The sequence below is a fragment of the Caballeronia sp. BR00000012568055 genome (assembly GCF_029439455.1).
GTDB lineage: Bacteria > Pseudomonadota > Gammaproteobacteria > Burkholderiales > Burkholderiaceae > Caballeronia.
Window position 1 is genome coordinate 1 of sequence record NZ_JAQFVG010000278.1, and the last position, 2,437, is coordinate 2,437.

Consider the following 2,437-nt stretch of genomic DNA (forward strand, 5'->3'; position numbering starts at 1 on the left):
CACTACCTCCGCTAAAGTTGAATCGGTCGATGTCGAACTTGTTGCGCCTGTCTGAAAGCGATCGGTGACGCAGCGCAGAGTCGGCGCGCAGACCGTCAGGCTGGATGAGAGAACTGCTTCAGCACACCGGGATTCTCGACCGTCGACAGGTCTTGCAAAATCGCTTCGCCCTTGGCGATCGATCGCAGCAGCCTGCGCACGACCTTTCCTGAGCGTGTTTTAGGCATGTGCTCGCCGAAGCGAATCTCCCTGGGTTTGGCAATCGGACCGATTTCCCGGCCGACCCAGGCACGCAGCTCGTTGGCGATCGCTTTTGCATCCGCCGATGTCTTCGGCATGACGTCCTTGAGCACCACAAAGGCAACGATTGCCTCTCCGATCGTCTCATCCGGCTTGCCCACCACCGCAGCCTCCGCAACGAGCGGGTTAGCGGTAAGCGCAGACTCAATTTCCATCGTGCCCATTCGATGACCCGACACGTTGAGCACATCGTCGACGCGACCGGTGATCGTGAAGTAGCCCGTCCGAGCGTCGCGGATTGCGCCGTCGCCTGCGAGGTAGAGCTTGCCGCCCAATTCTTCCGGGAAGTAGCCCTTGCGGAAGCGCTCTGGGTTACGCCAAACCGTGCGAAGCATCGAGGGCCACGGGCGCTTGATGACAAGCACGCCGCTCTGCCCGCTCGGCACGTCATGCCCGGATTCATCGACGATAGCGGCGGCAATGCCCGGCAATGGCAACGTGCAGGAACCCGGCACGAGTGGAGCCGCACCCGGCAAGGGCGCGATCATATGGCCGCCTGTTTCGGTCTGCCAGAACGTATCGAGCACAGGACAGCGGTTATGGCCCACCTCCGTCGCAAACCATTTCCACGCGCTCGGATTGATCGGTTCACCGACGGTTCCGAGCAACCGCAGTGATGTGAGGTCGAAGTTGCACGGATGCACGGCGTCTTCGGTGTCGGCGCATTTCATCAGAGACCGGATTGCGGTAGGCGCGGTATAGAAGATCGACACCTCGTGGCGTTGGATCATGTCCCAGAAGCGCGCGGCGTTCGGATAGGTCGGCACGCCCTCGAAAATGACCTGAGTCGCGCCCACGGCGCACGGCCCGTAGCAGATGTACGAGTGTCCGGTGATCCATCCGATATCCGCCGTGCACCAGTAGATGTCATCGGGCTTGATATCGAATGTCCAGCGCATTGTCAGCGATGCCCAGAGCAGATAGCCGGCGGTGCTGTGTTGGACGCCCTTTGGCGTACCCGTGGAACCCGACGTGTACAGGATAAACAGTGGATGCTCGGCATCGACCCATTCAGGCTCACACGTGTCCGGCGCGGCCCGTTCAATCTCGTCGAGCCACAGATCGCGTTGCGCATTCCAGGCGACGTCGCCGCCGGTGCGACGGTAGACGATGACCGAGCGCACGCCGTCGGTACCGCCAAAAGACAGTGCCTCGTCCACGATCGACTTGAGCGGAAGCGTCTTCCCGCCCCGCACCTGCTCATCGGCGGTAATGACCGCGCACGCGCCGACATCGACCATTCGCTCGTGCAACGCCTTCGCGGAGAACCCGCCGAAGACCACCGAATGGGGCGCGCCGATCCGCGCGCAGGCCTGCATCGCCACCACACCTTCGATCGACATCGGCAGATAGATGACGACGCGGTCGCCCTTACCTACGCCGAGATTGCGCAGCGCATTGGCCACTCTGCACACGCGGTGATAGAGCGCGCGATAAGTGACGGTCGTGACCAGGCCATCGTCGGATTCGAAGATGATCGCCGTCTTGTCGGCGTTGCCGTTGACCAGGTTGCGATCGAGGCAATTGTAGGAGGCGTTGAGCAAGCCGTCGTCGAACCAGCGATAGAACGGCGCATTGGTCTCGTCGAGCACGCGCGAGAACGGTCGATGCCACGTCAGGTGATCGCGCGCCAGACGCGCCCAAAAGGCTTCGTGATCGCGGTCCGCTTCGTCAACGAGCGACTGATAAGCGCTCATGCTGTCGATTGCGGCATGCTTAACTGCCGGGATATCGGCGATGACATCGCCTGGCGCCAGATCTATTGTGGCCATAGGACCCTCACGTGAAGTATCGATTTTCCTGATCGCGATATCGCAGCAATAAAGTGCTGCGTATGCGGTCCGTCGACAGTGTGGGTGAACCTATCGCGCCACGATTGACGCAGGTCAACGAGTCATCGGGTTACCGGGCTACCAGAAGGGCGTTTGCATCCACAAGCTTGTTCGCGATGAGCAGCGCTGCTCCGGCTGCGCCGACGAGGGTCATGCCGCCGCGACACGCGTGCGTTCAGAAACAGCGGTTGCTGACGAGTTCGACTGATCGTCGCCGTCCGGACGAGCGGGGATGGCAATGCAAATCCCGAGCCCTCGGCTGTTCAGACCCGTCTCGATCCGCATCTCGCTTCCGCACCGTGCTG

The 2,437-nt window shown here is 61.5% G+C and carries 1 protein-coding gene; it reads right to left on the reverse strand.

The annotated features are described in order from the left end of the window. Window positions 1-95: 95 nt before the first annotated feature. Window positions 96-2,072: an acetate--CoA ligase gene (gene acs, locus P7F28_RS17095; RefSeq protein WP_277185710.1), complete on the reverse strand. Its 1,977-nt coding sequence runs from the start codon at window positions 2,070-2,072 to the stop codon at window positions 96-98. Window positions 2,073-2,437: the final 365 nt, after the last annotated feature.